At 61.1% G+C, this 22,565-nt stretch carries 20 protein-coding genes and 1 tRNA gene; 11 read left to right on the top strand and 10 right to left on the bottom strand.

All coding sequences use genetic code 11. From position 1 onward, the window contains the following. Positions 1-2 precede the first annotated feature (2 nt). Positions 3-1,586, top strand: coding sequence for a glucose-6-phosphate isomerase (gene pgi, locus DSM107133_RS10495; protein ID WP_114295415.1), 1,584 nt, complete (start codon positions 3-5; stop codon positions 1,584-1,586). A 93-nt stretch (positions 1,587-1,679) separates the two neighbouring features. Here the strand turns inward: pgi and DSM107133_RS10490 are convergent, their stop codons facing one another. Then, complete coding sequence (locus tag DSM107133_RS10490) at positions 1,680-2,153, bottom strand: thioesterase family protein (RefSeq protein WP_114295414.1); 474 nt, start codon at positions 2,151-2,153, stop codon at positions 1,680-1,682. Between the two features lie 134 nt (positions 2,154-2,287). Between DSM107133_RS10490 and DSM107133_RS10485 the strand changes: the two genes are divergently transcribed. Further along, the gene (locus DSM107133_RS10485; RefSeq protein ID WP_114295600.1) at positions 2,288-3,907 is read left to right on the top strand and encodes a long-chain-fatty-acid--CoA ligase; all 1,620 of its coding nucleotides are present in this window, start codon (positions 2,288-2,290) and stop codon (positions 3,905-3,907) included. 144 nt (positions 3,908-4,051) lie between these two features. On the opposite strand, the gene DSM107133_RS10480 is transcribed toward DSM107133_RS10485, so the two are convergent. The 4 genes from DSM107133_RS10480 to speB form a co-directional block, all read right to left on the bottom strand. Next, a tRNA-Gly gene (locus DSM107133_RS10480) sits at positions 4,052-4,125 on the bottom strand. 96 nt (positions 4,126-4,221) lie between these two features. Then, positions 4,222-5,058: a class I SAM-dependent methyltransferase gene (locus tag DSM107133_RS10475; protein WP_114295413.1), complete on the bottom strand. Its 837-nt coding sequence runs from the start codon at positions 5,056-5,058 to the stop codon at positions 4,222-4,224. Beyond that, entirely contained in the window at positions 5,055-7,109 is a 2,055-nt protein-coding gene (locus DSM107133_RS10470) for an ASKHA domain-containing protein (RefSeq protein WP_114295412.1), read from the bottom strand. The genes DSM107133_RS10475 and DSM107133_RS10470 overlap by 4 nt, the downstream gene beginning before the upstream one ends. Before the next feature lie 198 nt (positions 7,110-7,307). After that, positions 7,308-8,264 (bottom strand): agmatinase, encoded by a 957-nt coding sequence (gene speB / locus DSM107133_RS10465; RefSeq protein ID WP_114295411.1) that lies wholly within the window; start codon positions 8,262-8,264, stop codon positions 7,308-7,310. Between the two features lie 138 nt (positions 8,265-8,402). Here speB and guaB point away from each other — a divergent pair, with 138 nt between their 5' ends. Together guaB and DSM107133_RS10455 are read left to right on the top strand one after the other, a co-directional pair. Further along, a complete protein-coding gene (gene guaB / locus DSM107133_RS10460; RefSeq protein WP_114295410.1) occupies positions 8,403-9,851 on the top strand; it encodes an IMP dehydrogenase in 1,449 nt (482 codons plus the stop codon). Between the two features lie 128 nt (positions 9,852-9,979). Then, positions 9,980-11,158 (top strand): RsmB/NOP family class I SAM-dependent RNA methyltransferase, encoded by a 1,179-nt coding sequence (locus tag DSM107133_RS10455; RefSeq protein WP_114295409.1) that lies wholly within the window; start codon positions 9,980-9,982, stop codon positions 11,156-11,158. A 49-nt stretch (positions 11,159-11,207) separates the two neighbouring features. Here DSM107133_RS10455 and DSM107133_RS10450 read toward each other — a convergent pair whose 3' ends face one another. Then, positions 11,208-11,507 (bottom strand): hypothetical protein, encoded by a 300-nt coding sequence (locus DSM107133_RS10450; protein ID WP_240310689.1) that lies wholly within the window; start codon positions 11,505-11,507, stop codon positions 11,208-11,210. 1 nt (position 11,508) lies between these two features. On the opposite strand from DSM107133_RS10450, the gene DSM107133_RS10445 reads away from it, so the two are divergent. Then, positions 11,509-13,578 (top strand): ATP-binding protein, encoded by a 2,070-nt coding sequence (locus DSM107133_RS10445; RefSeq protein ID WP_240310688.1) that lies wholly within the window; start codon positions 11,509-11,511, stop codon positions 13,576-13,578. A gap of 6 nt (positions 13,579-13,584) precedes the next feature. Here the strand turns inward: DSM107133_RS10445 and DSM107133_RS10440 are convergent, their stop codons facing one another. Continuing rightward, positions 13,585-14,178 carry a gamma-glutamyl kinase gene (locus DSM107133_RS10440; protein WP_114295408.1) on the bottom strand — a complete coding sequence of 198 codons (594 nt, stop codon included), beginning with the start codon at positions 14,176-14,178 and terminating at the stop codon, positions 13,585-13,587. Between the two features lie 8 nt (positions 14,179-14,186). Here DSM107133_RS10440 and DSM107133_RS10435 point away from each other — a divergent pair, with 8 nt between their 5' ends. The 4 genes from DSM107133_RS10435 to DSM107133_RS10420 all read left to right on the top strand — a co-directional run bounded on the left by DSM107133_RS10435 (position 14,187) and on the right by DSM107133_RS10420 (position 18,544). Beyond that, positions 14,187-14,360, top strand: coding sequence for a hypothetical protein (locus tag DSM107133_RS10435; RefSeq protein WP_162792164.1), 174 nt, complete (start codon positions 14,187-14,189; stop codon positions 14,358-14,360). Positions 14,361-14,378: 18 nt separating this feature from the next. Then, a complete protein-coding gene (gene recA, locus DSM107133_RS10430; RefSeq protein WP_114295407.1) occupies positions 14,379-15,452 on the top strand; it encodes a recombinase RecA in 1,074 nt (357 codons plus the stop codon). A gap of 148 nt (positions 15,453-15,600) precedes the next feature. Further along, a complete protein-coding gene (gene alaS / locus DSM107133_RS10425) occupies positions 15,601-18,255 on the top strand; it encodes an alanine--tRNA ligase (protein ID WP_114295406.1) in 2,655 nt (884 codons plus the stop codon). Between the two features lies 1 nt (position 18,256). Continuing rightward, on the top strand, positions 18,257-18,544 hold the full coding sequence (locus tag DSM107133_RS10420) for a DUF1330 domain-containing protein (protein ID WP_028956638.1): 288 nt from the start codon (positions 18,257-18,259) through the stop codon (positions 18,542-18,544). A gap of 132 nt (positions 18,545-18,676) precedes the next feature. Here the strand turns inward: DSM107133_RS10420 and typA are convergent, their stop codons facing one another. The 3 genes from typA to DSM107133_RS10405 all read right to left on the bottom strand — a co-directional run bounded on the left by typA (position 18,677) and on the right by DSM107133_RS10405 (position 21,427). Continuing rightward, positions 18,677-20,494: a translational GTPase TypA gene (gene typA, locus DSM107133_RS10415; RefSeq protein ID WP_114295405.1), complete on the bottom strand. Its 1,818-nt coding sequence runs from the start codon at positions 20,492-20,494 to the stop codon at positions 18,677-18,679. 117 nt (positions 20,495-20,611) lie between these two features. Continuing rightward, positions 20,612-20,941: a multidrug efflux SMR transporter gene (locus DSM107133_RS10410; protein WP_114295598.1), complete on the bottom strand. Its 330-nt coding sequence runs from the start codon at positions 20,939-20,941 to the stop codon at positions 20,612-20,614. Positions 20,942-20,968: 27 nt separating this feature from the next. Beyond that, positions 20,969-21,427 carry an Lrp/AsnC family transcriptional regulator gene (locus DSM107133_RS10405; protein ID WP_114295404.1) on the bottom strand — a complete coding sequence of 153 codons (459 nt, stop codon included), beginning with the start codon at positions 21,425-21,427 and terminating at the stop codon, positions 20,969-20,971. 114 nt (positions 21,428-21,541) lie between these two features. Between DSM107133_RS10405 and DSM107133_RS10400 the strand changes: the two genes are divergently transcribed. Together DSM107133_RS10400 and DSM107133_RS10395 are read left to right on the top strand one after the other, a co-directional pair. Further along, on the top strand, positions 21,542-21,748 hold the full coding sequence (locus DSM107133_RS10400; RefSeq protein WP_114295403.1) for a DUF6356 family protein: 207 nt from the start codon (positions 21,542-21,544) through the stop codon (positions 21,746-21,748). A 3-nt stretch (positions 21,749-21,751) separates the two neighbouring features. Then, the gene (locus DSM107133_RS10395) at positions 21,752-22,543 is read left to right on the top strand and encodes a class II glutamine amidotransferase (RefSeq protein WP_114295402.1); all 792 of its coding nucleotides are present in this window, start codon (positions 21,752-21,754) and stop codon (positions 22,541-22,543) included. The last annotated feature ends 22 nt before the right edge of the window (positions 22,544-22,565 follow it).

Genomic DNA, 22,565 nt, shown 5'->3' with positions numbered 1-22,565 from the left:
CCATGTGGACTGATTTGAAGGCCAAAGCCGCAGCCGTGGCCGGGCGGCATATGCTTGACCTGTTTGAAACCAACCCGAACCGCGCTGAGGATTTCAGCGTACAGACGGGTGACATGCGTCTGGACTACTCCAAGACCAATCTGGATGATGAAAGCCGTGATGCCCTGCTGGCGCTGGCCGAAGCCGCAGGCTGGCAGGCAAAACGCGACGCGATGTTTGCGGGGGCGGCGATCAACGAAACCGAGGGGCGGGCAGTGCTGCACACGGCGTTGCGCAATCTTGATGGCGGCGCTGTCATGGTGGATGGCGCTGATGTGATGCCCGGCGTTCTGGACACGCTGGCGCGGATGCGGGCCTATGCGGATGCTGTACGTGCCTCGGGTATCACGGATGTGGTGAATATCGGCATCGGCGGTTCGGACCTTGGGCCTGCCATGGCTGCACGGGCCTTGTCCCCCTATTATGACGGGCCGCAGGTTCATTTTGTGTCCAACGTGGATGGTGCGCATATTGCCGACACGCTGGGCGGTTTGGATGCAAAGACGACGCTGGTGATTGTCGCGTCAAAAACATTTACCACCATTGAAACCATGACCAACGCCCGCACCGCGCGCGCGTGGATGCATGACCACGGCGGCGATCCGAAAGCGCAGTTTGCGGCTGTGTCCACAAGTCTGGAAAAAACCGCCGCGTTCGGAATTCCGGCCGAACGCGTGTTCGGGTTCGAGGACTGGGTTGGCGGGCGCTATTCGATGTGGGGGCCGATTGGCCTAAGCGTGATGATCGCCGTGGGGCCGAAAGCCTTTGACGCCTTCCTGCGCGGCGGGCAGGCGATGGACCGGCATTTCTGTGCGGCAGAAGGCGTGGAAAACATGCCATTGATGCATGCGCTGGTGGGCATGTGGCACCGTCAGGTTCTGGGCTATGGCACCCGCGCGGTGCTGCCATATGACCAGCGGCTGGCGCTGTTGCCGGCCTATTTCCAGCAGCTGGAAATGGAAAGCAACGGCAAGTCGGTCACGATGGACGGCCGGCCGGCCATGGTTGAAACCGGCCCCGTTGTCTGGGGGGCCGCGGGCACCAACGGGCAACATGCGTTCTATCAGCTGATCCATCAGGGCACCGATGTGATCCCTTGCGAATTCATGGTTGCGGCCCAGGGGCACGAACCCGATCTGCGCCACCACCACGATCTGTTGGTGGCCAACTGTCTGGCGCAATCCGAGGCGCTGATGCGGGGCCGGTCGCTTGACGCGGCGCGGGCCAGTGTGGCGGACAGATACGAAGGGGCCGAGCTGGAACGTCAGGCTGCGCACCGTGTGTTTGCGGGCAACCGTCCCTCGGTGACACTGGTCTATCCGCTGCTGGACCCCGAAACATTGGGGATGATCGTGGCGCTCTATGAACACCGGGTGTTTGTCGAGGGGGTGATTTTGGGCATCAACTCTTATGACCAATGGGGGGTCGAGTTGGGCAAAGAGCTGGCAACAGCCTTGCAACCGGTGGTCGAGGGGCGCGAGAGTGCCGAGGGCAAGGATGGATCAACGCGCGGGTTGGTGGACTTTGTGCATCGGTATCGCAGTTAAGCGGAGTGCCTGTCGGCACAGGCGATTTTTGCAATTTCCTTGCGGAAATCGCGGCCTCCGGCGGGGATTTATTGAACCAGAGAAGCGGGGGATTCAGGTTTCCCGCGCGCCATCCGCGATCAGGCGCTGCCGGATTTGCTGCGGAATTGGCATCCGCTCAGACCCGTCCTGCGTCAGCAGCACCATCACGCAGCTGAACGTCGCACGCTTGCGCCCTTCGGCCCAGATTGCCTGTTCCAATGTCATCGACGTGGTGCGCAGCGCACTGCATGTGGTGGTAATGACATAATCGGTATCGGCCCGGATTTCCTCGATAAAACGCACCTCGCCCGAGCGGATGACGATGCGCGGGCTGTCGGGGTCGTTCAGATTGCCGATGCCGTACATGCGCATGTGCCGGATGCGCAGCCGTTCGAACCAGACGAAATAGCGGGTGTTGTTGACGTGGTTCAGCGTGTCCAGATCGTCGTGGTGCACGCGGTCGGCCACGGCCAGAGGGGCGGCGGGGATGATGCCAAGCGCGGTTTGTTGGTCTGCATCCAGTTGACTGTGGTAAGGTATATCCATTTGACGATGCGTAAATCTGTGCAACCGCGCTTGCAAGCCCTGCTGACCCTTGGCAAACTCGGGACCAAGGGAGGATTGTGGACGCAGGGCAATGGTCAGGCGGCGCGCCTCTGTATTCTATGGAGAATGTGCTGATGCTTGGCCAAATGATGACTGCCCCCTTGACGATTTCTTCGCTGGTGGACCACGCCGCACGCTACCATGGCGACACAGAGATTGTCTCGGTCGAGACTGCGGGCGGCGTCGAAACCACAAGCTGGCGCGAAGTTGGCGCCAACGCGCGCCGTCTGGGCGATGCGCTGACCAAACTGGGGCTTGAGCCGCAGGCGCGCTGCGGTACGATCGCATGGAACAACCGCCGTCACCTTGAGATCTACTTTGGTGTATCGGGGGCGGGTTTTGTCTGTCACACGATCAACCCGCGTCTGTTCCCCGAACAACTGGTGTATATCATCAACCACGCCGACGATCAGGTGCTGTTTATTGATAAGACATTCGTGCCGCTTGTTGCTGCAATCCGTGACAAATGCCCGAACCTGAAACATGTGGTGTTGATGGAAGGCCGCGACGACGAGGCCGCCGCCGCCATCGAAGGTTTGCAATTCTATGACGAGCTGGTTGCCACGGGGGATGCCGGTTTTGACTGGCCCGACCTGGATGAAAACACCGCTTCGTCGCTGTGCTACACCTCGGGCACCACCGGCAATCCCAAGGGCGTTTTGTATTCGCACCGCTCGACCGTGTTGCACAGCCTTGTGGCCGCACTTCCTGACAGTCTGGACCTGTCGGCCACCAAACGGGTGCTGCCCGTGGTGCCGATGTTCCACGTCAATGCATGGGGCACGCCCTATGCCTGTGCGATGACGGGGGCGTCGATGGTGTTGCCGGGGCCGGGGCTGGACGGGGTGTCGCTGGTCAAGCTGATTGACGACTACAAGGTTTCGGTCGCTTTGGGCGTGCCGACGATCTGGCTGGGACTGGTGAACGAGGCGCTGAAATCGGGCAGCAAGCTGGCGACGCTGGAACGCACCGTGATTGGCGGTTCGGCCTGTCCGCCGTCGATGATCACCGCCTTCCGCGAGAATTTTGGCGTCGAGACCATTCACGCCTGGGGCATGACGGAAATGTCGCCGTTGGGGTCGGTCAACCAGCTGCTGTCCAAACACGACGCGCTGAGCGATGAGGCCCGCCACAAGCTGCGCGAAAATCAGGGGCGTCCGCCGTTCGGGGTCGAGCTGAAGATCGTGGATGAAGATGGCAAGGAGCTGCCCAACGATGGCACCGCGCAGGGCGATCTGCATGTGCGCGGGCACTGGATTCTGGACAGCTATTTCCGCAAATCCACCGAGGAGACGCTGACAAACGGCTGGTTCGACACCGGCGATGTGGCCACGATTGATCCTGACGGCTATCTGAGCATCAAGGACCGTTCCAAGGATATCATCAAGTCGGGGGGCGAATGGATCAGCTCGGTTGATCTGGAAAACATCGCGATTGCGCACCCCAAGCTGGCCGATGCTGCGGTGATCGGTGCGCGTCACGAGAAATGGGATGAACGCCCCGTACTGATTGCGGTCAAGGCCGAAGGGCAGGAGCCGACCGAGGCGGAAGTGCTGGCGATCTTTGACGACAAAATCGCCAAATGGCAAATTCCCGACCGTGTGGTGTTTACCGATGTGCTGCCGCGCAATGCCACGGGCAAGGTGCTGAAACGCAACCTGCGCGAAGAGTTTGGCGAGATCTTGATGAAGTAAGCTGAGCCTGCCTGGGTCAGATTTAGGGGCCGGTGCTGGATGCGCTGGCCCTTTTAGCTGGCGTGGGCAAACACGGATTGCGCAATTGAAATGCCAGCGCAGGTGTATGTCGCGCCGCGTGAAATCTCGTTCATGATGGAAGACTGGAGCGGGTAACGAGAATCGAACTCGTAACTAAAGCTTGGGAAGCTGCCGTGATACCTTTTCACCATACCCGCCGCAGGCTGGAGAGATAGCGGCTGGCCCGAGGGGCGTCAATCGTGATTTGTTGAAGGTTGGTGTATTGGCTGTTGATAATGCGTGGCGATGGCGGATCAGCTGCGCGCGGTGATCAGGTTGATGCGTGCGGGCACGCGCACGCCGCTGTCGGTGTCATAGGCGGCAAAGGCCTGCGCAATGCCGTTACGGATCGCCTTGCGGTCAGCATCGGTGGCGTTGAATTCGCGCATGATGCCAGAGGCGGGGCCGATGTGGCAGCTTTGCGCGGCCAGATCGTCCAGCGTTTCCAAAGCGCCCAGATGCAGGTCGACCGGCGTCACGGTGACATCCAGCCGGGCCGCGTGCAGCAGCTGCGTCACGCGGTTGGCATCTTCAAAGGCAAAGGGGCCGGGCAGGGTGCGGTCGACCTTGGCCGGGGTGCCCAGACGTTCGCGGGCGACGCGGGCGGGGTCCATGAACCACGGGTTCAGGTGGGCCGGGCCCCAGGCGGCCATCACCATGCGCCCGCCGGGGCGCAGGGCGTGGGCGAGGTTGGCAAAAGCCGCCGTTGTATCGGCAAAGAACATCACCCCAAAGCGCGAGATCAGGGCATCGGCTGCGCCTTGGGGAAAGATATGGGTTTGTGCGTCGGCCTCGGTCAGCGTCACATTGGGCAAATCGGCGGTGCGTGTGGCGGCCAGATCCAGCAGCACCGGCGAAATGTCATAGCCAAAGACAGCGCCCTGCGGCCCGACCGCCTGCGCGGCGCGCAGGGTGGCCGCCCCCGTGCCACAGCCGATGTCCAGCACGGTTTCGCCCGTCTGCAAGGCGGCGTGTTCCAGCACAACATCCAGAACAGGTGCCATCACCAGATCCAGCCCGCGCTGGTACTTTACCCATTTGTGCCCGGCCTCTGACGCCCAGAACGTTGCCTGATCGGTGTTGTCGCTCATTCGCGTCTGCGGCGCCGGCGCCCGCCCTCGGCCTTGTCGCCACCGCCGGTGTTGAAGGTGGCCGTGGGCAGGGTGACGATGGAATTCAGGATCGGGAAGGGTTCGACCGAGTTGGGGATCGCGCTGGCGTTCACGAAATGCTCCTGAAAGCGCGGCTCGATCGCGGTTTCGACCTTGTGGATCGCGCGCACGGTTTCCTCGATCTCCATGCGGGCCTCGCGGTTCAGCAGCGCGATGCGCGCGCCGGTGCCCGCGGCGTTGCCGGCCGAGGTGACCTTGTCCAGCGGTGCGTCGGGGATCATGCCCAGCACCATGGCATGTTTGGGCGAGATATGCGCGCCGAACGCGCCGGCCAGCACGATGCGGTCCACCTTGTCGACGCCGAATTTGTCCATCAGCAGGCGCGCGCCGGAATAGAGCGCCGCCTTGGCCATCTGGATCTCGCGGATGTCACGGTTGGTCACGGTGATGCGCGGCCCGCCACGGTCGGTGGCGTCATAGACCAGATAGGAATAGGTGCGCCCGTCTAGAAAACAGCGCTCGGTGCCGGTTTGTTCGGGGGCGCCGATCAGGCCGGGGGCATCGACGATCCCGGCCATGCGCATTTCGGCGACCATCTCGATGATGCCCGAACCGCAAATGCCGGTCACACCCGAGCCTGCAATCTCGGCGTCAAAGCCCTCTTCGTCCGACCACAGATCGCAGCCGATGACGCGAAAGCGGGGTTCCTTTGTGACAGGGTCGATCTCGACCCGTTCGATGGCACCGGGGGCGGCACGCTGGCCACTGCTGATTTGCGCGCCTTCAAAGGCGGGGCCGGTGGGCGACGAGCACGCCAGCACTTTTTCGCGGTTGCCCAGCAGGATTTCGGCGTTGGTGCCGACGTCGACAACCAGAACAAGGTCTTCGGATTTGTCAGGGGCCTCGGACAGGGCGACGGCGGCCGCATCGGCCCCGACATGGCCCGCGATACAGGGCAACAGATAGACCCGCGCCGAGGGGTGGATGTTCAGGTGCAAATCATCCGCGCGCATCCGCAAAGCGTTCGAGGTGGCCAGCGCAAAGGGGGCCTGGCCCAGTTCAAACGGATCAATGCCCAGAAACAGGTGGTGCATCACAGGGTTGCAGACAAACACCGCATCCACGATCAGCGCCTTGTCGATATGCGCCTCGATGCTGATCTGGGTGAACAGGGCGTTCATGCCCTCGCGCACCGCACTTGTCATTTCCTGCGCGCCATTGGCGTTCATCATCGAATAGCTGACACGGCTCATCAGATCTTCGCCAAAGCGGATCTGCGGGTTCATGATGCCCGACGAGGCCACAACAAGCCCCGATTGCAGGTCGCACAGGTGGGCCGCGATGGTGGTCGAGCCCAGATCGACGGCCAGCCCGTAAACCGAACCTTCGTAATAGCCGGGCCAGATGTGCATGATACGCGGCGCGTTCTCGCGGTCGCCCAGATGCACGGCGACGGTGACTTTCCAGTCGCCCTTGCGCAGCACCGGCTGCATTGTTTGCAGAATGTGCAGGTCGGCGTGGATGTTTTCCAGCGCCCATTGCTCGCGCAGGGCGTCGCGCAGCCGTTCCAGATCGCCCGAGGGGTCGTGCATGTCGGGTTGGCGGACCTCGACATAATACAGTTTGGTCGACGGGTTCATGGTGATGTCGCGCGCCTCGGCGCGTTTGCGCACCACCTGCTTGTGGACCTGGCTTTCGGGCGGCACGTCGATCACCACGTCGCCCTGCACCATGGCCTGACAGCCCAGACGGCGGCCATCCAGCATGCCACGTTTGGATTTATAGCGTTCCTCGACGCTGTTCCATTCGCTGAGCGCGTCGGCCTGCACGGTGACTCCGTGTTTCGAGAACTGGCCGTAACCGGGGCTGATCTGGCATTTGCTGCAAATGCCGCGCCCGCCACAGACGCTGTCCAGATCGACGCCCAGCTGGCGTGCGGCGGTCAGGATCGGGGTGCCTTTGGGAAAGCGTCCGCGCTTGCCCGAGGGGGTGAAAACGACGAGGGGGTCTTGGGAGGGATCGGTATTCATGAACGTGCCTTGCCTGTCTGTTGTCGCGAACATAGGGGTTTGGCAGGGAAGCGAAAGGTAGAGAGCGGCAAAATCGGGGTTGATGGCGTCATTTGGGCGCGCCTGAGGGGATTGACCACTGAATGCTCAGGGCGCGACTGCGGCTGGGCGCTGCCTGTTGTGCATGCTGCCTTGGGCCGGGGCCTTGGAGCTTTTGGGTTATTCCATCCCACGTGCATAGAAAATGAAACCCAGCAGGTTCAACAGCACCTGTGCCGCCAGCACCGTGGTTGATCCCGTGGGGTCGTAATCCGGTGCCACCTCGACCAGATCAATGCCCACGATCTCGTGCCCCTGCGCCACGCCCTGCAACAGTTCCAGCACCTCGTAATACAGGAACCCCCCATGGCTCGGCGTGCCGGTGCCGGGTGCAATCGACGGGCAAAAGGCGTCGATATCCAGCGTGATGTAAATCCGCGCGCCCAGCGGTATCCGCGCCAGCAGCGCCTGCGTGCCCATCTTGCGGGCCTGGCGCACCGAAATGATGTCAGACCCCATCGCCCGCGCATCGGCGTAGCCTTCACGCGCGGTGGAGGACACGTTGCGGATGCCCACCTGCGTCAGCCCCGTCACATAGGATTGTTCAGCAGCGCGGCGCATCGGGTTGCCGTGGCCGTGGCGCACGCCGTGGCGTTCATCGACGAAATCCAGATGCGCGTCGATTTGCAGGACGTGAATGTCGCCCTGGTCGTCAAAGGCGCGGATGCAGGGGATGTTCACCGAATGATCGCCGCCGATCACCACGGGCAGGGCGCCCGCCTTGAGTGCTGCGCGCACCCCCGCCTCGATATTGGCATGGCTGCCTTCGGTGTCGGTGTGGATGATATCGGCGTCCCCCATGTCGACGATGCGCACCGAGGCGGGCAGGTAGGTCGCGTCGTCCTCGTGGTCATAGGCCCCTGCGTGCCCAAAGCTGAACAGCGTCGATGCCTCGCGCACGCCGCGCGGCCCGAACCGCGCACCGGCCCGCCATTGCGTGCCTGCATCAAAAGGCGCACCCAAAATCGCCACATCGGCCTCCAGCGCGTCCCAATCCGGCTGATAGGGGCGCTTGCCAAAGGTCGAGATGCCGACAAATGGCAGGTCCAGCCGTCCGCTGTCGTATGAATTGGCCATTGCAGCCGCTCCTTTCTGGTGGGGTGGCCAGAGGATTGCGCAGGTAAAGCTGCCATGCAATCGGCCATTTGCCCTTTTCTTCCCGACCATCCCATGAAATAGGAAATTGCCAACCGTAACTCCGATGCGAGGTGTGACATGGAGATTCGCGAGGCTCTTACCTTTGATGATGTTTTGCTGGTTCCGGCGGCGTCCAGCGTGCTGCCCAGCACCGCTGACACGCGCACCTGGGTGACCCAGTCGATTGCAATGAACATTCCGCTGCTCAGCTCGGCAATGGACACAGTGACCGAAAGCCGGATGGCCATTGCCATGGCACAGGCGGGCGGGATCGGCGTGGTCCACCGCAATCTGGACATCGAGGCCCAGTCGCAGGAAGTGCGGCGGGTGAAACGCTTTGAAAGCGGGATCGTTTACAACCCGATCACCCTGCGCGCCGATCAGACCCTGGCAGATGCCAAGGACTTGCAAGAACGCTACCGCGTGTCGGGTTTTCCGGTGGTGGACGAAACAGGCCGTGTCGTGGGGATCGTGACCAACCGCGACATGCGCTTTGCCAGCGATGACAACACGCCGGTGCGGGTGATGATGACCTCTGAAAACCTGGCGATCCTTCAGGAACCCGCCGACCGCGACGAGGCGATCAGCCTGATGAAGGCGCGCCGTATCGAAAAGCTGCTAGTGACCGACGGCAAGGGCAAGCTGACCGGCCTGCTGACGCTGAAGGACACCGAACAGGCGGTTCTGAACCCCACCGCCTGCAAGGACGAGTTGGGCCGCTTGCGCGTGGCTGCGGCCACCACCGTGGGCGATGCAGGATTTGAGCGCTCGGAGGCGCTGATTGATGCGGGTGCCGACATGATCGTGATCGACACCGCACACGGACATTCCGAAGGCGTCGCCGAAGCAGTGCGCCGGGTCAAACAACTGTCGAACAAGGTGCAGGTCGTGGCGGGCAACGTGGCCACGGGTGCCGCTGTGCGCGCGCTGATCGATGCAGGTGCCGACGCGGTCAAGGTGGGCATCGGCCCCGGGTCCATCTGCACCACGCGCATGGTCGCCGGTGTCGGCGTGCCGCAGCTGACCGCCATCATGGATTGCGCGGCGGCCGCAGGCGACGTGCCGATCATTGCCGACGGTGGCATCAAGTTCTCGGGCGATTTCGCCAAGGCGATTGCCGCAGGTGCATCCTGTGCGATGGTCGGCAGCATGGTCGCAGGCACCGATGAATCCCCCGGCGAGGTGATCCTGTACCAGGGCCGCAGCTTCAAAGGCTATCGCGGCATGGGGTCGCTGGGTGCCATGGCGCGCGGCTCGGCCGACCGCTATTTCCAGAAGGACGCGGCAAGTGACAAGCTGGTGCCCGAGGGCATCGAAGGTCAGGTGCCCTACAAAGGCAGCGCCAACGCCGTGATCCACCAGCTGGTGGGCGGTCTGCGCGCGGCGATGGGATATACCGGCTGCGCCACCGTGGCCGAGATGCGCAAGAACTGTTCGTTCGTCAAAATCACCAACGCGGGTCTGTCGGAAAGCCATGTGCACGACGTCCAGATCACCCGCGAAAGCCCCAACTACCGCGTGGGCTAACCATCTGCGCCGACCCCATGCAGGGGTCGGAGCGCCCGAGCAATGCCGTTGGGGTGTTGTGCTGAAATCTAAAAATTGGATATTTATTTCATGATCTTGATCGACACTCTTAACCTGTGGTGCCACCCATGACGCCCGGTGCGCGGGTCGCCGCGGCGATCGAGATCATCGACGATATTCTGGCCGGTCAGGCCGCCGAACAGGCGCTGACCCGATGGGCGCGGGGCAGCCGCTTTGCGGGGTCCAAGGACCGCGCTGCGGTGCGTGATCTGGTCTTTGCCGCCCTGCGCACATGGCGCAGCGATGCGGTTCTGGGCGGCGGTGACGACGGCCGCGCGCGTATGATCGGACGGCTGCGTGCCGAAGGCGCGGACATCGATGCACTGTTTGACGACGCGGGCCACGCGCCTGCGCCCCTGACCGAAGAGGAACAACAGGCCGGGGCAACTCCGAGCGAAATCGGCGACCGCTGGAACCTGCCCGACTGGCTGTTGCCGCAATGGCAGGCCGCTTTGGGCGACGCTGCCGAAGCCACCGCCCTGATCGCGCAGGACCGCGCGCCGATCACGCTGCGCGTGAACACCCGTCAGTGTTCTGTTGCCGACGTTGTGTCCGCGCTGGAAAGCGAACAGGTGCTGACCGAGCCCAACAGCCTCAGCCCCACCGGGCTGACCGTCCTGAGCAACCCGCGCCGCGTGCGTCAATCGCAGGCCTATTCCGACGGCTGGATCGAGATGCAGGACGCCGCCAGTCAAGCGGTTGTCGATGCCATTCCCGAGGGTTCCCGTGCGCTGGACTATTGCGCCGGTGGCGGCGGCAAGGCGCTGGCCTTGGCAGCCCGCGGCTTTACGGTCTGGGCACATGACATTGCGCCGGGGCGTATGGCAGATATTCCCGACCGCGCTGAACGCGCTGCAGTGCAGATCCGCGTTGTTGCGCCGGATCAACTGCCCGCGAAAGAGAAATTCGACATTGTCCTGTGTGATGCGCCCTGTTCCGGCAGCGGTGCCTGGCGGCGCAGCCCCGAAGGCAAATGGGCGCTGACACAGGACCGTCTGGACGAATTGAACGCAATTCAGGACGACATTCTGGACACGGCCATGGCGCATATGGCCCAGAATGGCACGCTGGTCTATGTGACCTGTTCGGTGCTGAATTGCGAAAACGAAGACCGGATTGCCGCCTTTCTGGCCCGCCATCCGGAGTGGTCATGCAGCTATCAGCACCGTTGGGACATCAGCGCGGCAGGCGATGGGTTCTTTACCGCGCACTTGACCCAAAGCCAGGCTAAGAATACACAACCCTAAGGAGAGGCGTGACCACCCACTGGTTTTTGCTCCCCGTATCTCGCTGCAATTAATCAGCAGTTAATCCTTTCTGCGCGAAACTCGCAGGAACGATTCGAGAGTAGGGTGAAGTTTTGCAGGGCAGCGTACTGACAAAAGGGCCATTGGGGCGTATTTCTGAACTGGGCGCCCGGCGGCTGCGTTCTTTGACGATGGGGGCTGTGTTGCTGGGGATGATGGGCGCAATGGCGCCTGTCGGGGTGGTGCAGATCGGGCTGGTCACTTTTGCAATGACATTGTTTGTCTTGTCAGGGTTCATGTATGTATTCAACAGCCGCCAGAAACGTCGTCGCGCAATGGCTTTTGCCATAATGTCCGATTTTATCGAAAACGATGCGGCGCTGAGCATGGTCACCGATGGCGACGGGCGCATTCTGTCGATGAATGCGGCAGCACGCGCGCATCACGGCGAAGCCGAGGTTGAAACGCTGGCCGGCCTGCTGCGGGACACATTCGCCAATCCCGGTGGTATTATCTATCGTTTGAAAACCACTGCGGACGCAGAAGGTGCCGCGCATGAGGATATTGCGACACGCAAGAACCACATCCGGCTGGCGGTGCACCTCATGGGCTCGGATACATATTTGTGGCGGATGGAGACCGTGACCGAACGCACGCTCACCAAAGGGCATGATGGGCCGGGCCTGCCGATGGTCATGGTCGGGCGCACGGGGGCCATTCTGTTTATGAACGACGGCGCACGCGCCCTGATCGGCCATCGCGCCAAAACGCTGGATCAGTTGTTCGTGGACGGTGCACCCGTGTCGGGAGAAGTGTCAGAACTGTCCACTCAAAACGGGACGTTGCGGTGTTCGGTGACCGAAGTGGAAAGCGGCGCAGGACGTCGGGCGTTGTATCTGTTACCTATGGCGCAATCGGCCCAGGTGCCCGCTGACAGTTGGGGTGCTTTCGAAACATTGCCGGTGCCGCTGGTACTGATCGCATCCGACGGCCATGTCAAAGCACACAACACATCCGCGGCCACCCTGGTTGGCGAGGCCATGAAAAGCGGCGCGCATGTGACTTCTTTGATGGAAGGTTTGGGGCGCCCGATTGCGGATTGGCTGGCCGAAACACTGGCCGGCCGGGCGGTGCAAAATTCGGAATTTCTGCGTCTGAAACGCGCAGACAAGGAAATGTTCGTGCAGGTCAGCCTGCATCGCGTCACCGAGGATGGCGAGGCGAGTGTTATTGCGGTTTTGACGGATGCGACAGAACTGAAAACGCTGGAAGCGCAATTCGTACAAAGCCAGAAAATGCAAGCGATTGGCCAGTTGGCCGGCGGTGTCGCGCATGATTTCAACAATCTGCTGACAGCCATTTCGGGCCATTGCGATCTGCTGTTGTTGCGCCATGATCAGGGCGATTCGGATTATGGTGATCTGGTGCAAATCAACCAGAACGCAAACCGCGCGGCAGCTTTGGTGGGGCAATTGCTGGCCTTTTCACGCAAACAGACGCTGCGCCCTGAAATGCTCGACATGCGCGATACGCTTTCCGATCTGACGCATCTGTTGAACCGTCTGGTGGGCGAAAAGGTGACGCTGACCCTCAGCCACGACCCGATGTTGCAGGCGATCCGCGCTGACAAACGACAGCTTGAACAGGTTCTGATGAACCTGGTGGTAAACGCACGCGATGCGATGCCCGATGGTGGCGAGATCCGAATTGAGACGGAATGCACCACTCTGACCACACCGATGCAGCGCGACCGGGTGACCGTGCCGGTGGGTAATTACGTCACTGTGCGTGTGGTTGATCAGGGCACCGGAATTGCACCGGATAAGCTGCAAAAGGTGTTCGAACCATTCTTTACAACAAAACGCACTGGCGAGGGCACGGGGCTGGGTTTGTCGACGGCCTACGGCATTGTCAAACAGACCGGCGGTTTTATCTTTGTGGACAGCGTTGAGGGGCAGGGCACATGTTTTTCGCTGCTGTTCCCGGTTTTGGATGGCGCCCCTTTGCCCGTGCAAAAAATGGCGCTGCCCGGCGAGGTTGCAACCCCAAGTCATGGCGATGGAGTCATCTTGCTGGTCGAAGACGAGGCGCCGGTCCGTGCCTTTGCCAGCCGCGCCCTGCGGTTGCGGGGGTACACGGTGCTGGAAGCGGATTGCGCCGAATCCGCATTGAAAACACTGGAAGATTCCGATTTGAACGTCGATCTGTTTGTCACGGATGTCGTAATGCCGGGCAAGGATGGGCCTAGCTGGGTGCGAGAAGCCTTGAAAACGCGACCCGAAGTGCGTGTGGTGTTTGTGTCGGGCTATGCCGAGGACAAGCTGAATGACGATCAGGCAACAATACCGAATTCGGTGTTCCTGCCCAAACCATTTTCACTGGTTGAACTAACGGAAACGGTTCACAAACAGTTGCACTGACTTCGGTCAGGCAATGCTGTTGTAAAGGTCGAATTCATCGGAAAACTTGCGCCGGAACCGTTTTTCAACCTCGGGCGAGAGGTTTAAGGGCATTTCAGGCGACACGTTTTCGCGGGCAAGATTCAGCGATACGTCTAGTCGTGCACATAAGAACGCCTGCAACCGCGGCTGATCTTCATAGCGAAACAGGTGGGTTACACCGACACCGTTTGGCTGCGCTTCGAGAAACTTGAACTGGCTGCCCACATCGGCAAACCCGGGCTTGTTGCCTTTCATATAAGCCAGAACAAAATCATCGAAACTGATCCCGTGGGTCGCATTCGGCTTGCCCGCCATAAACGGTCGCTGACGATAGCGCCACCACGACCCCAGCCAACTGACGGGGTGGCGCATCACAGCCATCAGCTCAAGCTCGGTGTCACACACCTTGAGAAACATCGGCCGCACGAAACGGTTGTAGCGATAGACTGGCGCGTGTTTCAGCATGGGAGGCTCGGATATCGACATGTCCGCGCGCACACGCAACGCGCTTTCATATGCGGTGGTTCCGGTTTTTGGGACTGAAAGGAAGGCCAGACGTTCTTTAAAGAAAACAAGCATTTAAGTGAATGACCTCGCAAATTTCTTTGGAACTTTATACCGTTCACCACTCTTTAACAATTTTTGCCTCAATGTGGGACAGCAAAAATTTGATTGAAATGTTCTCATTTTGTCCGCATACAGAACACAATAGGAACATCGGCGCAGCACAGGCAGCGATTGCCGCCCCCTTCGGGGTATGACACTAAGGGACGATAACAATGGCAACGGCAGATCTATTGACCATGGACAACAAGAAACAAGCGGATAAACAAAAGGCGCTGGACAGTGCGTTGGCACAGATTGAACGGCAATTCGGCAAGGGTTCGATCATGAAACTGGGTGCCGAAGGGGCCATCCAGGATATCACCGCCAGTTCAACCGGATCGCTGGGCCTGGACATTGCACTGGGCATCGGCGGCTTGCCCATGGGCCGCATCATCGAAATTTACGGCCCTGAATCCTCGGGTAAGACCACGTTGACACTGCATTGTATTGCCGAGCAGCAAAAAGCCGGCGGTGTTTGCGCCTTTGTCGACGCCGAACACGCGCTTGACCCGCATTACGCCAAAAAACTGGGCGTGGATATTGACGAACTGCTGATTTCGCAGCCCGACACGGGCGAACAGGCGCTTGAGATCACCGATACGCTGGTGCGCTCGGGGGCGGTCAACATGGTTGTTGTCGATTCGGTTGCGGCGCTGACGCCGAAGTCGGAGCTTGAGGGCGATATGGGCGACAGCAGCGTTGGCGTTCAGGCCCGCCTGATGAGCCAGGCCATGCGCAAGTTGACCGGTTCGATCAGCCGCAGCAACTGCATGGTCATCTTCATCAACCAGATCCGTATGAAAATTGGCGTTATGTTCGGCTCGCCCGAAACCACCTCGGGCGGCAATGCGCTGAAATTCTACTCTTCGGTGCGTCTTGATATCCGTCGCATCGGATCGTTGAAAGACCGCGACGAAGTTGTCGGCAACGCCACACGCGTCAAAGTCGTCAAGAACAAGGTGGCAGCGCCGTTCAAACAGGTCGAGTTTGACATCATGTACGGCGAGGGCATCTCGAAAATGGGCGAGCTGCTGGATCTGGGGGTCAAGGCGGGTGTCGTCGAAAAATCCGGCTCCTGGTTCAGCTACGGGGATGAACGCATGGGGCAGGGCCGTGAGAATTCGAAACAGTTCCTCAAGGACAATCCCTCTGTCGCCATCGAGATCGAGGACAAGATACGCGCAGCGCACGGACTGGATTTCGGCGCTTCCTTTGGGGATGGCGGCGATGATGTGCTGGACGGATGACCTGCGCGTAACCCTGTGATTTTCTCAAGGCGCGCCACATTGGTGCGCCTTGTGCGTTTCGGGTGTCGCTTTGCATGGTGGACAGCGGCCAGATGGGCAGGTATCCCATCGCAAAGCTACCTTCCGCGCCAAAAAAGGCCCACACCACATGCCCACGCTGAACGACATACGATCCACATTTCTGAACTATTTTGAAAAGCAGGGGCACCAGATCGTGTCCTCCAGTCCGCTGGTTCCGCGCAACGACCCGACGTTGATGTTTGTGAACTCGGGCATGGTCCAGTTCAAGAACCTTTTCACAGGCGTTGAAACCCGCGATTACAACCGCGCGACCACTGCGCAGAAATGCGTGCGCGCCGGCGGCAAGCACAACGATCTGGATAACGTGGGTTATACCGCACGCCACCACACGTTCTTTGAAATGCTGGGCAATTTCAGCTTTGGCAACTATTTCAAGGAAGAAGCGATCACCTATGCCTGGGAATTGCTGACCAAAGGTTTTGGAATTCCGGCGGAAAAGTTGTTGGTTACCGTCTATCACACCGATGACGAGGCCGCGAACCTGTGGAAAAAGATTGCAGGCCTGCCCGATGATCGCATCATTCGCATCACCACTTCCGACAATTTCTGGCAGATGGGTCCGACCGGTCCCTGCGGTCCGTGCACCGAGATTTTCTATGACCACGGTGACCACATCTGGGGCGGCCCTCCGGGATCGCCCGAAGAAGACGGCGACCGCTTCATCGAAATCTGGAACGTCGTTTTCATGCAGAACGAACAGTTCGAAGACGGCTCGATGGTGCCGTTGGACATGCAGTCGATCGACACCGGCATGGGGCTGGAGCGGATCGGGGCGTTGTTGCAGGGCAAGCACGACAACTATGATACCGACCTGATGCGCAGCCTGATCGAGGCCAGCGCCGATGTGTCGCACAGCGATCCCGACGGACCGGGCAAGACGCACCATCGCGTGATTGCGGACCATTTGCGGTCGACCTCCTTCCTGATTGCCGATGGGGTGATGCCATCGAACGACGGGCGCGGCTATGTGCTGCGGCGGATCATGCGCCGGGCGATGCGTCATGCGCATCTGCTTGGGGCCAAGGACCCGATGATGTACAAACTGGTCCCCGCACTGGTCCGCCAGATGGGCGCGGCTTACCCCGAACTGGGGCGCGCGCAGGCTCTGATCACCGAAACGCTGGAACTGGAAGAAACCCGGTTCAAGCAGACGCTTGAGCGTGGTCTGAAACTGCTGGATGACGAGCTGACCGGTCTGGCCGAGGGGGCTGCCTTGCCCGGTGCGGCGGCGTTCAAGCTCTACGACACCTTCGGCTTTCCGCTGGACCTGACCCAGGATGCCCTGCGCGAAAAGGGCCGCAGCGTTGATACCGAAGGGTTCGACAGCGCCATGGCCGAGCAAAAGGCCAAGGCCCGTGCGGCCTGGTCCGGTTCCGGTGAGGCGGCGGATGCCACCGTGTGGTTCGATGTGGCCGACACCGCCGGCACCACCGATTTCCTGGGCTATGACACCGAAACCGCCGAAGGTCAGATCGTGGCGCTGGTGCAGGACGGTGCACAGGTCGACAGCGCGGCCGAGGGACAAACGGTGCAGATCGCGCTGAACCAGACACCGTTCTATGCCGAAAGCGGCGGGCAGGTGGGTGACACCGGTCTGATCCGCACGGAAAGCGGCACCGTACGTGTCACCGACACGCGCAAGACAGCGGGTGTTTTCACGCATATGGGCATTGTCGAAAAAGGCAGCCTGAACAAAGGCCAATCTGCCGTTCTTGAAGTGGATCACGCGCGGCGCACGTCGATCCGTGCCAACCACTCGGCGACCCACCTGCTGCACGAGGCCCTGCGCAATGCGCTGGGGGATCACGTGGCGCAGCGTGGCTCGCTCAATGCGGCGGACCGGCTGCGGTTCGACTTCAGCCACGCCAAGGCGCTGAGCGCCGAGGAGCTGTCGCAGGTCGAAGCCGAGATCAACACCTTTATCCGTCAGAATGCTCCGGTTGAAACCCGCATCATGACCCCCGACGACGCCCGCGCCATCGGTGCGCAAGCACTGTTCGGTGAGAAATACGGCGACGAGGTGCGCGTTGTCTCGATGGGCCGTGCGGATACCGGCAAGGGCGGCGACGGCCAGACCTATTCGATCGAACTGTGCGGCGGCACCCATGTGCGCCAGACCGGCGACATCGGTGCCTGCGTGATCCTGGGCGACAGCGCCAGCAGCGCAGGCGTGCGCCGGATCGAGGCGTTGACCGGTGCCGAGGCGCTTGCCTATCTGCGCGGGCAGGACACGCGTCTTTCTGCGGTCGCAGATGCATTGAAAGTACCCGCTGCCGAAGTGCCCGACCGCGTGCGCGCCCTGATGGACGAACGCAAGGCGCTGGCCAACGAAGTGGCGCAGCTGCGCCGCGAACTGGCGATGTCCGGCGGCGGCAAGGCCGAGCCCCAGGCCGAAGACGTCAACGGCACGGCCTTCCTCGCGCAGGTGCTGACCGGCGTGACGGGCAAGGATCTGCCTGCCCTGATCGACGCGCACAAAGAGCGTATCGGATCGGGCGCAATCCTGCTGATCGCGGATGATGGCGGCAAGGTCGCCGTCGCCGCCGGCGTGACCAAGGACAAGGTTGATACCGTCAGCGCCGTGGATCTGGTCAAGGCGACTGTCGCGGAACTGGGTGGCAAAGGCGGCGGTGGCCGTGCCGACATGGCCCAGGGCGGCGCCAAGGATGCCACACATGCAGATGCAGCCATTACAGCGGCAAAAGCCGTCATCGGAGGATAACATGCCCGCACTTTGGATCGCCCACGTCACCGTCACCGACGAAGAAGCCTATGCAAAATACGCCAAGCTGGCAGGCCCGGCCATCGCCGCCCACGGCGGTGCCTTTGTCGCACGCGGTGGCCGTTTCGTGCAGCTTGAAGGCAAAGAGCGCCCGCGCAACGTCGTCGCGCGTTTCCCTTCGGTCGAGGCGGCCGAGGAATGCTATCATTCGGACGCCTACCAAGAGGCGCTGTCCCATGCCCGTGGCGCATCGGAACGTGAGCTTCTGATCGTCGAAACCAGCGAGTAACCGGCCATTTCTTTTGGCCCAAAATATCCCGGGTGAATTGGCCGCAGGCCAAGGGGGCAGCGCCCCCGCACCGGGCAAAACAAAAAAGGCGCCCCGATCAGGGCGCCTTTTTCACATCTTATCCTGCCGAAATCAGGCCGATTTCGCCATCCGCTTGCGCTCGTGCGGGTCCAGATACCGCTTGCGCAGACGGATCGCGTTGGGCGTCACTTCGACCAGTTCGTCATCGTCGATATAGGCAATCGCCTCTTCCAGCGAGAGCGTGATCGGCGTGGTCAGGCGCACGGCTTCATCGGTGCCCGATGCGCGCACGTTGGTCAGCTGTTTGCCCTTCAGCGGGTTCACTTCCAGATCGTTTTCTCGGCTGTGCTCACCGATGATCATGCCAGTGTACACGGCTTCCTGCGCGCCGATAAAGAACTTGCCGCGGTCTTCCAGTTTCCACAGGGCATAGGACACGGAAACCCCGTTTTCCATCGAGATCAGAACGCCCGCGCGACGGCCCGGGATAACGCCCTTGTGCGGTGCCCAGCTGTGGAACACACGGTTCAGAACGCCGGTGCCGCGCGTGTCGGTCAGGAATTCGCCATGATAGCCGATCAGCCCGCGCGATGGCACATGGGCCACGATGCGTGTCTTGCCGGCGCCTGCGGGCTTCATCTCGACCAGCTCGCCCTTGCGCGCGCCGGTGATCTTTTCGATGACGGCGCCCGAATATTCATCATCCACGTCGATGGTGGCTTCTTCGATGGGTTCATGACGCACGCCGTCGATGTCCTGGAACAGAACCTGTGGACGCGAGATCGACAGCTCGAATCCTTCGCGGCGCATGTTCTCGATCAGAACGCCCATTTGCAATTCGCCACGGCCCGCAACTTCAAAGGCTTCGCCGCCGGGGGTGTCGCTGATCTTGATGGCGACGTTGCTTTCGGCTTCCTTGTGCAGGCGGTCACGGATGACGCGGCTTTGCACTTTCTTGCCGTCACGGCCTGCCAGCGGGCTGTCGTTGATGCCGAAGGTGACGGTGATGGTGGGCGGGTCGATGGGCTGGGCCGGGATCGCGTCAACGACCGAAGCATCGGCCAGCGTGTCGGCCACAGTTGCCTTGGTCATGCCCGCGATCGACACGATGTCACCGGCTTCGGCCACGTCGATGGCGGTCTGGTCCAGACCGCGGAAGGCCAGGATCTTGGTGCAGCGGAAGTTTTCGATCAGCTTGCCGTCGCGCGACATGGCTTTGATGGTCTGACCTGCCTTGACGGTGCCGGATTCAACACGGCCGGTCAGCAGACGGCCCAGGAAGGGATCGCCGCCCAGTGTGGTGGCCAGCATGCTGAAGGGTTGGTTGGCATTGGCCACCTGCGCCGGAGCGGGTACGTGGCTGAGGATCAGGTCGAACAGGGCGTCCAGACCCTTGCGCGGGCCGTCCAGTTCCATATCGGCCCAGCCGTTGCGCCCCGAGGCGTACATGGTCGGGAAGTCCAGCTGTTCGTCGGTGGCGTCAAGGTTGGCGAACAAGTCAAAGCATTCGTCCAGCGCGCGGTCGGGTTCGCCGTCGGCCTTGTCGACCTTGTTGACCACAACGATGGGGCGCAGGCCCAGCTTCAACGCTTTCGATGTCACGAATTTGGTTTGCGGCATCGGGCCTTCGGCGGCATCCACCAGCAGCACAACGCCGTCGACCATCGACAGGATACGTTCCACTTCGCCGCCAAAATCGGCGTGGCCGGGGGTGTCAACGATGTTGATCCGCGTGCCTTTCCATTCCACCGACGTGGGTTTGGCAAAGATCGTGATACCGCGTTCGCGTTCCAGATCGTTGCTGTCCATGGCGCGTTCGGTGGTCGCCTGATTTTCGCGGTAGGTGCCCGATTGTTTCAGCAATTCGTCGACCAATGTTGTTTTGCCGTGGTCAACGTGGGCGATGATTGCGATGTTGCGCAGTTCCATGGGTTCAGCCTTTAAGGGTAAGTTGCCGCGCGCATACCGTGCGGGTGCAGCAAAGACCAGTGAAAAAGGGTTATAACGCCCTTTGACGCCGATAGTTGCCGCAAAGCTGCGGGGTTTTCAGTGCTGGGCGCTGTTCGAAAACAGGTGGATCACCAGAATTCCGGCTATGATCAGGCACAGACCCGCCACCGCAGGCAGGTCCAGCCGCTGGTTGAACAGGACAAAACCGATGCCCGCGATCAGCACGATCCCCAGACCCGACCAGATGGCATAGACAATGCCCACCGGCATCACCTTGAGCGCCAGCGCCATGAAATAGAACGACAGGCCATAGAACACCACGACCGCCACCGACGGCCAGAACCGCGAAAATTGTTGCGAGGCTTGCAACGCCGTGGTGCCGAGGGTTTCGGTGACGATGGCGATGACCAGCCAGAGATAGTGCAGGGGCAAGGGATGTTCCTTTTTCGCAGGTCAGAGGGGCAGCGCAGTGCTGTCTTTGATGTCTTCCATCACAAAGCTGGACGAGATATCGGCAACAGGCAAGCTTGCGATCAGCTGTTGGTACAGGCGGTCATAATCGGCCATGTCCGCCACGCGGGCGCGCACAAGGTAATCCAGATCTCCGGTCATGCGAAAAACACTGAGGATGCCGGGAATGGCATTTGTGGCGGCAGAGAATTTTGACTGCCAGTCGGGATCATGGCTGCCGGTGCGGATCTGCATAAACACCATCAGCGGCAGGCCGATCTTGGCGGGGTCCACCAATGTGACGCGGGCGGTGATGATGCTCGCGTCTTCCATCAGACGGATGCGGCGCCAGCAGGCGTTGCGCGACAGTCCGACAACGTCGCTGAGCGAATCCAGGGATTGGCTGGCGTCGCGTTGTAATTCGTGCAGTAGTTTTCGGTCGATATCGTCTAAATTCAACATATATGCTCTATACAGTGGATATTTTCCCAATACAACAGGTGCTCCCCCCTAATTTTGGGACCACTTTCAGAGGGAAATCAGGCAGATTGGCGACAGATAAACAGGAGCTACCCCATGTTCGCACGCATTTTCCTTAGCCACCCGCGCACTGTCGACGAAAGCTATCTTGAACATCTGCTGTTCGCAGGCCGCTTCGCAATGCGGTTGTTTGCGGCGGGCGGTGCGGCGCTGGTGCATGCGGTGATCCCCTGTCTGTTCGAAAAAACCGCCAGCCGGATGATTGCGCAAATGTATGCGCAGACCCACAACCGGGGTCAATGACTGATGTGCCGTTGGGCGGCCTATCTGGGTGAACCGATCTTTATGGACGGGCTGGTAACCAGCCCCGGCCATGCGCTGGTGCATCAATCGCGCGCGGCCAGCGAATGCAAGACGGCGCTGAACGGCGACGGAGTGGGCGTGGCCTGGTATGGAGAGCGGGCGGAGCCGGGGCTGTATCGCGATGTTTATCCCGCGTGGTCCGATCCGAACCTGATGGCGTTGTGTCGCACGGTCAAAAGCCACGCCTTCATGGCCCATGTGCGCGCGTCAACCGGTTCGGCCACCAGCCGCAACAATTGCCATCCTTTCGCCTGCGGGCGCTGGAGCTTCATGCACAACGGGCAGGTCGGTGGCTTTGATCGCTTTCGCAGGCTGGCCGATATGGGCGTGTCCGATGCGCTGTATGCAAACCGGCGCGGGGCGACGGACAGCGAACTGTTGTTTCTCTATGCGATTGCCGAAGGTCTGGACGACGCGCCCGAGGCTGCGATGGTCACAGCCCATGCGCGGCTCGAGGCGATGTCGCGTGCCCATGGCACCACGCCGCACCTGCGGTCATCGGCGGCATGGATGGACGGGCAGCGGCTGTTTGTGCTGCGCACCTCGACCGACCATATTGCGCCCACGGTCTACTATCAGCGCCGGGCGGACGATCTGGGCTGGTTCGTGGTGTCCGAACCACCGGAACTGGGGCAGGCGGGCTGGACCGAACTGCCTGCGGGGCATCTGGCGGCGTTTTCGGACGGCGGAGTGGTGATTACACCGATGGCGGATGTTGCACGGGTGGCGGCCTGAGGGGTTAGGCGTCAGAACCGCA

This window comes from Pseudosulfitobacter sp. DSM 107133, from assembly GCF_022788695.1.
GTDB lineage: Bacteria > Pseudomonadota > Alphaproteobacteria > Rhodobacterales > Rhodobacteraceae > Pseudosulfitobacter.
Note: the sequence above shows the minus strand (reverse complement) of the source record. Positions and strands in the feature narration are given on the sequence as shown.